This is a genomic window from Butyrivibrio sp. NC3005 (assembly GCF_000424545.1).
In the GTDB taxonomy this organism is placed as follows: Bacteria; Bacillota; Clostridia; order Lachnospirales; family Lachnospiraceae; genus Butyrivibrio.
Genome location: NZ_AUKC01000022.1, coordinates 51,998 through 60,813, shown reverse-complemented (window position 1 = coordinate 60,813; position 8,816 = coordinate 51,998). Strand labels below are relative to the sequence as shown.

General features: G+C 36.6%; 6 protein-coding genes. All 6 read left to right on the top strand.

Annotation, left to right across the window (positions count from 1 at the left end; translation table 11 throughout):
• Positions 1 to 220 precede the first annotated feature (220 nt).
• Positions 221 to 715, top strand: coding sequence for an ABC transporter ATP-binding protein (locus G634_RS18405; protein WP_330364788.1), 495 nt, complete (start codon positions 221 to 223; stop codon positions 713 to 715).
• Positions 716 to 1,067: 352 nt separating this feature from the next.
• Positions 1,068 to 1,769 (top strand): ribonuclease domain-containing protein, encoded by a 702-nt coding sequence (locus G634_RS20255; RefSeq protein WP_051233756.1) that lies wholly within the window; start codon positions 1,068 to 1,070, stop codon positions 1,767 to 1,769.
• The gene (locus tag G634_RS0107325) at positions 1,753 to 2,031 is read left to right on the top strand and encodes a barstar family protein (protein WP_026504744.1); all 279 of its coding nucleotides are present in this window, start codon (positions 1,753 to 1,755) and stop codon (positions 2,029 to 2,031) included. Before G634_RS20255 ends, G634_RS0107325 begins: the two co-directional genes overlap by 17 nt.
• Positions 2,032 to 2,201: 170 nt before the next feature.
• Complete coding sequence (locus tag G634_RS0107320) at positions 2,202 to 3,353, top strand: cysteine desulfurase family protein (RefSeq protein WP_035799282.1); 1,152 nt, start codon at positions 2,202 to 2,204, stop codon at positions 3,351 to 3,353.
• Positions 3,353 to 5,311, top strand: coding sequence for a sialate O-acetylesterase (locus G634_RS0107315; protein ID WP_026504742.1), 1,959 nt, complete (start codon positions 3,353 to 3,355; stop codon positions 5,309 to 5,311). The genes G634_RS0107320 and G634_RS0107315 overlap by 1 nt, the downstream gene beginning before the upstream one ends.
• Positions 5,312 to 5,414: 103 nt before the next feature.
• Complete coding sequence (locus G634_RS0107310) at positions 5,415 to 8,783, top strand: glycoside hydrolase family 2 TIM barrel-domain containing protein (RefSeq protein ID WP_026504741.1); 3,369 nt, start codon at positions 5,415 to 5,417, stop codon at positions 8,781 to 8,783.
• Positions 8,784 to 8,816 lie beyond the last annotated feature (33 nt).

Genomic DNA, 8,816 nt, shown 5'->3' with positions numbered 1-8,816 from the left:
TTCGGTGACGGACAGGTTGGACATTGAGGCTAAAGTCCCTCAGTGCTCTAAGAGAAGCACCTGCACGTTGGCTGACCTTATTAGCTTAAATGCGGTCTTAGACAATATATTAGTTGACTAAGTACTGAGTTTTAGCCGTATGGACAGAAACGTAGTCCGATGCCCTAAAAGGCAACCACAACGTAGATTGTGGCAATAGGAAGCACGCGACTTTAGTCGTGTGAGGCTTCACTTACATGGTCATTCTGTGTCTCTTATGGCACTTGGTGTAGGTTTCAAGCCTCTTTTAACTGGAAGAGCTAATATTATTTTGTCAGGGCTTCTTCTTGGTTTTAAGGAGAGCGAGATTCATGAGAAAATGGACGAGATTATTGAGTTTGCTGAACTTGGAGACTTTATTGATAGGCCGGTTAGAACTTATTCTAGTGGTATGCATTCCAAGCTTGCTTTTGCAATAACCGCCATGTTGGAAACGGATATTATGCTTGTAGATGAGGTTCTAAGTGTGGGCGATGAACGTTTTAGGAAGAAGAGTCTTGCTAAAATGAAGGAACTTATAAATGATGAGGATAGAACGGTTATTATTGTTTCTCATAATATAGATACGTTATTGGAATTATGCGATCAGGTTATGTGGATGCATGATGGGGAAATCAAAGAAATAGGGAAACCTAAAGAGGTTTTGGATAATTACGCTAGCTTTATGAATGCATGAATTAATAGAAGATAGTGTATATAATGAAAATGTTGCTATTACAATAATCACCTTCACAAAAGAAAGTGGTTCTTTTGCTTTTTTACTTTTTTTTGTTCAATATGATAGAATAAAGTCGTAATGCATGGATGAGTATGATAGAGAATTTCTTCAATGCTAGAAAGAATAGCAAGAATCTATTTGAGGGGGTGCTATTGCAAGACGTGAAGAATTTTGTAAGGAATGGATGAACAGGTATCCGGTTTTTTGTTTCTTTCAAAGATGCTGAAGCTAATGGAGTGGCTTTTTTCAGAAAAAAGCTATAATAAGACTTTTGAAGGAACAATAAGTTATGTTCTGAGGATAAAAACGCATGAAAAAGTATTTTGTTTTTTTAAAAAGAATAGTTGTAGTATTTGCCTTATTTTTATCACTTATTGGGTGCGGTTTTTCTACTTCCAATTCTTCTTTGCAATCGCAAAGTCAGAATGACTTATCTCAGAGTGAAAAGTCATATATTTTAGATAATAAAGAAATATCTGTGAGGGATCATTCTGTACAAGGTGGTGATGCTGGTAGGCACCATTCTAAGGTACTTTCAGCTTCGGATAAGGAATCAGATTCAGAATCAGATTCTGGAAGAGATTTATCTGAAGGTGTAAGTGACGCAGATGAAGACTCAGCGGCTACCAGCAAGGAGGCTTTTGGTAATGCCTCTTCGATTAAAGAAGATGGTATCTACACTTCAAAAGAGGATGTCGCAAGGTATATTCAAACCTACAACAAAATTCCATCAAATTTCATTACCAAGAAAGAAGCTAGAAATCTTGGTTGGAGTGGAGGAAGTCTAGATGAATATGCAAAGAATAAATGCATAGGCGGAGACAGATTTGGTAATTATGAAGGGCTTCTTCCAAAGAAAAAGGGACGTATTTATTATGAGTGTGATATTGATACTCTTAATGCAGCAAAGAGGGGCAGTAAGAGAATTATTTTTTCAAATGATGGACTTATATACTATACATCTGACCACTACAAAACTTTTGAGGAAATAACAAATGGAAAATTTGATTAATATTGATATTACAGGTGTTGGTTCTAGAGAGGAACTTCACAAGGTTTTGAGGAAATCGCTGGATGCGCCGGACTATTATGGAGACAACTTGGATGCGTTATATGATGTTTTAACGGAAAAAGGAGAGCATAAGGTTATTTTCTTTTTTTATTCAGAACAATCAAGAAATGCTTTAGGTGAATATTTTGATGCGCTTACGGATGTATGCTTGGATGCAAGCGCAGAACTTGATGATTTAAAAGTGAATTTTATTGTTGTTTAATTCTAGTTAGCCTAGTTTTGGTGGCTGGAATATTTTACAGCAAAACTTCCTGTGGGCATTGGTGCTTTCTTGCCCAAAAATGAGTAGAAATTGTCACAAAAAGACTGTAATAGCTGAAAATATCCTTCTATAATACATAGAGGGATATTTTTGTTTTTTGGAGAAAAGAAATGATTTATTTAGATCATGCAGCGACAACTGCTGTAGACAAAAGAGTATTACAAAAGATGCTTCCTTATTTCTGCGAGCACTATGGGAATCCTGGTAGTGGTCATAGGATGGGGCACGAGGCGGCAACAGCTGTTTACAATAGTAGAAAACAGCTTGCAAGTGCTATTGGCTGTGATGCAAATGAGATTTTTTTTACAAGTGGGGGTTCAGAAAGTGACACGTGGGCTCTTGAAAGTATGGCTTATAGTTTTGCGAGTAAGGGAAGGCATATCATAACTTCTTCTATTGAACATCCTGCAATTTTGCAGACATGTCATTTTCTGGCAAAACAGGGTTATGAGATAACTTTTATAGATCCTGATGAGGGTGGTTTTATTTCAGCAGAAAGAATAGAAAAAGCAATTAGAAACGATACGATTCTAGTTAGTATAATGTCTGCCAACAACGAGATTGGTACGATTCAGCCTTTAGCTGAAATTGGAAAAGTGTGTAGGAGTAAAAAGGTGTTCTTTCACACTGATGCAGTTCAAGCTTTTGGTCATATGAAGATGGATGTAAATTCTATGAAGATAGATATGCTTAGCGCGTCTTCGCACAAGTTTTATGGTCCAAAGGGCGTTGGTTTTTTGTATATTTCTTCTCGGATTCAAGATAAACTCCTTATGGCTTCATCTAATGTGATGCCGCTTATTCATGGAGGTGGTCAGGAAATGGGACTTCGTTCTGGGACAGAGAATGTTCCGGGAATTGTAGGTATGGGTGAAGCGGCAGAACTTGCGACAAGAAACATGCAGACTGAAAGTGAGTATTTGCAAGAGTTAAGCGGTTTTCTATTAGATAAGCTGGAAACGGAATTTAAAATCAGTATAAATGGAAGTATGGAGAACAGGCTTCCCGGCAATCTTAATGTTAGCTTTGAAGGTTTAAATGGAGAGAAGTTAAGAATTCTTCTCGATATGAAGGGGATTTGCGTATCTAATGGCTCAGCCTGCAAAGAAGGCCAAAATACCTCTTCGCATGTATTAAAAGCAATTGGCAAAACTGATGCTATGGCCAAAGGTGCTATAAGATTTTCGCTTGGTAGAGAGAATACAAGACAAGATATAATTGAAGTTATAAATACATTAAAAAATGTAATGGAGGAGTTGTAATGCGTACTATTAATATGCCCAGATTATTCAGCGATGGGATGGTTTTTCAGCAGAAAAAGACAATTCATATCTGGGGAGTGACTGAAAAGTTTTCTGAGATTAGTGCTACTCTTTCTGGAAATGATGATAAAGAGACACAAACTGTAAAATCTGATGGTGATGGTTTCTTTCATTTCTATTTTGTACCGCTTCTTGCTGGAAAAGGATATGAGCTAACACTTGAAGCTTCTGATAATGAGAATACAACTGTTAGAGAAATAAAAGATATTTGTGTTGGAGATGTATTTTTTTGCAGCGGACAATCCAACATGGATTTGATGATAGAGAGAGTTAAAGACAACTATAAAGAGGTTCCTGAAACTTGTGATTGTGATGATATAAGATATTTTAAGATTGCAGAATACACTAATTTTGCCAAAGAGGAATTCGATACACAGACTGGTGAATGGGTTAAGCCGTCAAAAGATACTATTATGAATTTCTCTGCTTCAGCGTATTTTATGGCAAGGGCTCTTTACAAAGAGACAAATGTGCCAATAGGTCTTATTCATTCAAGTCTTGGAGGCAGTAAGATAACTAGCTGGATGAGCAGGGATATGCTTAGTGGTTATGACAAACTCTTAGAGCTAGCTGATATGTATGCTGATAAGAGTTTTGTTGAGAAACAAGTAAGTAAGAATCTTTCAAATTCTGCAAAATGGCATGAAGATCTTGACTCTAGAGATGAGATTTTGACAAAAGTACTTGCAGGTGAAAATGTTGAAGGATATTTCAGTCAGAATAGTAAGAAGCTTGTAGTTCCTGGGTATTTCAGAGATAGCGAATTGAAAAATTTTTGTGGAAGTGTATGGCTTTATCATGAATTTAATATGGATGATAAGTTATCATCTGATGATTATCATTTATGGCTTGGAACTATAACAGACAGTGATACTGTATGGGTTAATGGACACAAGGTTGGAGAGACTTTTTATCAGTATCCTCCTAGAAAATATGAAGTTAACCATGAATACTTATGTGAAGGAAAAAACTCGATTCTTATCAGAGTTGTAGTAGAAAACGGTGATGGACGTATTACACCTGGCAAGAAAATTTATCTTTGGAACGATGAGTATGAAATGGATTTAAGAGGTTTGTGGAGCTATGAAATTGGAGCTAAAACAACAAGAATTCTGCCTACAGACTTTATTAACTGGAAACCGACAGGTTTGTACAATGGAATGACAGCACCTGTCACTCCATATTCAATTGGTGCTATTGTATGGTATCAGGGAGAGTCTAATGCGGATGAAGCGGATGAATATTTTGAATTATCCAGACGCCAGATAGAGGGGTATCGTAAGGCGTGGGGTGATGAATCTCTTCCGTATTTGTTCGTGCAGCTTCCAAACTTTGTCGCTGATTTAAAACCAGAAGATACTTGGACCGATATTCGTGAGCAGCAAAGACAAATCTTGGAGAAAATTCCAAATACCGCTATGGTATGTGCTATTGATCTGGGCGAAGATAACGATCTTCATCCTATGAATAAACAGCCGGTGGGAGAGAGATTGTCAAGACTTGCGCTTCATTTCTTATATCCTGAGAAGAACATTGAATATTCAGGACCGGTTGTAAGTAAGGCTTTTGTTGTTTTTAGAGATAATAAGGGGAAAGTGACTGATGTTGATGATGTATTTACAAAATATGATTCCAGATATCTGATTAAATTGGAATTAGACCATTGTGACGGCAAAATAATTGCTGATGGCGAGGTTAATGACTTTGATGTTATAGACAAATCAGGGCATAAGTTTGTAGCCAGATGCATTATTAAAGGAAATACTATAATTTTATGTCCTATTGAATGCGTCGAAAGACCTGGAAAGATTTTGTATGTTAATCATGCGACTAATACAGGTGCGCTTATATATAACGAGGAAGGTCTTCCTATGGCTCCTTTCAGAATGGAGTTATAAGAAAAAGTAATAAAAATAGAATTAAAAAGTGACATCAGTTACCAAGAATAAGGCAAAGAATTCAAAAAAGTAGGGTTACAAGAATCTTAGGGGGTATAGCTTTATGGATTTATTGTGGAATGATGGTTGGAAATTCAAGGAGTTTCCGGTTGATACTGTCTACGAAGACGCTGTTAAAAAAATAGATGAATTTGAAAGTGTGGAGATTCCTCACGATTATCTCATCTATGATGTAAAAAGGTTATACAGAGACAGTTCGGGTTACTATTACAAGAAGTTTACGTTGGATTCCGAAGATAAGAAGGTATTCGTGTCTTTTGATGGAGTCTATATGGACAGTAAGGTGTATTTAAATGGAAGATGTATCTTTGAATGGAAATATGGATACTCTTCATTTACTGTAGATTTAACAGATTTTCTTATTAGAGGAGAAAATCTGCTTGTAGTTAGTGTATGTCATAAATCGCCCAACAGTAGATGGTATTCAGGAGCGGGTATTTACAGAGATGTGACGCTGCATGTATATGAAAAAACATACATTCCTGTAAATGGTGTATATGTGGTTCCAAGAGTTCTTAACAATTCTTTTTCTACTGATAGGGAAAATGATTTCTTGCTTAGAATAAGCACTGATGTTAAGGGGAAAGACAAGGATTATTCTGTATCTTACTTCTTAAATGGAGAAAAGCTCCATGCAATAAGTTGTGACGATGTAAGAGTAAAGAATACTTTTCCAGTTGAAGATGATTGTTGTGAAAAACTGGAAAATGCAGAATACTTTCTTGTAGAAAAGCCAAAACTTTGGGATGTTAGAAGTCCTTTTTTATATTCTTTAGAAGTAAGATTGTCAGTAGGAGAAGATGTTATACAGAAAAGAAATCTAAAAATAGGCTTCAAACATGCTGTATGTACCACTGATAAAGGATTCTTTTTAAACGGAAGACACATTAAACTTAACGGCGTATGCGAACATCATGATCTTGGAGCTCTCGGAAGTGCATATCACACTGATGCTATGCGCCGTAAGATGATTATGCTCAAAAAAATGGGGGCAAATGCAATCCGTCTAACTCACAATATGGCAGCAGAGAATGTATTAGAACTTGCTGATGAAATGGGCTTTATGCTTGTTTCTGAGGCTTTTGATATGTGGGAAAGTCCAAAGACTGAGTATGATTATGCAAGATTTTTCCAAAAGTGGCATAAAAAAGATGTTGAAAGCTGGATAAAGAGAGATAGAAATCATGTATCCGTAATTCTTTGGAGTATTGGTAATGAAATCTATGACACGCATGCAAGTACAAGAGGTGTGGAGATAACCAAAGATTTAGTAAGTCTTGTTCATAAGTATGATCCTTTGCAAAATGCCAAGGCTACAATAGGTTCTAACTATATGCCGTGGGAAAATGCTCAAAAGTGCGCTGACGTTTTGAAAATAGCCGGATACAATTATTCAGAAAAGTATTATGAAGAACATCATAGGCAGCATCCCGACTGGTGCATTTATGGAAGTGAGACTAGTTCGATTGTACAGAGTAGAGGTGTGTATCATTTTCCACTTTCTGCAGGTATTTTATCAGAAGTTGACTATCAGTGTTCATCGCTTGGTAACAGCATTACCAGTTGGGGAGCAAGGAGTTATGAGGCTTGCGCTTGTGTTGACAGGGATATTCCATATTCTATGGGACAGTTTCTGTGGACTGGATTTGATTATATAGGAGAGCCAACCCCTTATCATACCAAGAATTCGTATTTTGGTCAGATTGATACAGCAGGATTTCCTAAGGATGCTTACTATGTATGGCAGTCAGCATGGACTAGTAGTGATGAACATCCGATGGTGCATATTTTTCCGTATTGGGATTTTAATGAGAATCAGATGATTGATGTCAGAGTTTGCTCTAATCTTGCTTTTGTTGAACTTTTTTGTAATGGAGAAAGTTTTGGAAGGCAGAAATTAAGCCATGCTGTAAATAGTGGGAATCATCTTATAGCCGATTATAGGATTCCTTACAAAAAAGGTGTTCTTCGTGCGGTCTGCTATGATGAAAACGGAGTAGAGAAAGCTTTTTGTGAGAAAAAGTCTTTTTCAGACACAAAGTCATTTAGAGTAACAAAAGAAGATTTGCCAATTGAGTTAAAAGAAAATGGCCTTTTATTCTATGACATTGAAGCTATCGATGAAGATGGAAATGTTGTAGAGAACGCTTGTGATAAGGTCAAGGTAAGTGTTGAGAATGGTATTCTTGTAGGTCTTGATAATGGCGATAGTACTGATGAAGATGAGTACAAGGGTAACATTAGAAAGCTTTTTTATGGGAAGCTTCTTGCTATTGTAAAAGTTACAGATGTTAAAGCCGACGTGAAAGTTAATGTTGCTTCATATGGCAAAGTACCTGCAAGAAAAGTAGAACTTAAAGCACTTGGTGGATGTTTATTTACTGCTGATAAAAAGGTTCTGAAGGCAGAAGCTATGATTCATCCTTTAAATGGAGAATATAAGGATATTGTCTTTGAGGCAGTTACCAAAAAGGGTGTTAAATCAAATCTCGTTGATATTAATGTCTCTGGAAATGAATGTATTATGACAGCAAGAGGCGATGGAGAGTTTATTCTAAGATGCTTGCTTAGAGATTCTGACGATAAGGTGTATTCAATTTCAATGCTGGAGTATACTGTGGAGGGTGTTGGAAAAGGCTGCGTCAATCCGTATGAATTTGTTTATGGTATTGAATATTCTTCTTCTATCGGAGAGGTTGCCAACGGAAATGAGAAGGGATTTGCAACTGCGAGAGATGGTGAAACGGTTGTAAGCTTTGAAAATATCGATTTTGGAAAGATTGGTTCTGATGAGATTACGATACCGATATTTGCATTAAACGATGAAAGGCAGCAGATAGATATCTTTGAAGGAATACCAGGATGCGAGGAATCCAAGCTTTTGGGGACTTTCTATTATGAAAAAAAGCCAATCTGGAATGTTTATCAGGATGCAGTATGGAAACTTCCATATTCACTTACAGGGATAAAGACGTTAAGTTTTAAACTCTATAATAAGCTGCATATAAAGGGCTTTTCGTTCAAAAAGCCTGAAAAGATGTGGATGAGGTTGACTCCGAATTTGGCTGATGAAATATATGGCGATTCTTACGAGATGACAAATGAAGGCGCAATAGGCATTGGCAATAATGTGTCATTTGCTTATAAAGATATGTATAATACAGAAAATGGTGAAATCTCGATAAAGATTCTCGGAAGATGTGATATTCATAATACTATTCATTTGAGATTTTCCAGGGAAAACGGCGAAGACGAGATTAAACATGTATTAGAGTTTGATAAAACAAGCGGCTGGGAAGAAAGAGTATTTAAGCTTCCTGCTGATGACTATAGCAGATTTGATATGGTGACTTTACTGTTCTTGCCGGGTAGTTTATTTGATTTGAAAGAGTTTAGGTTCTTTAAGAAATAAGTGTTAAATAACAAAGCAATCTACTAAATGTAG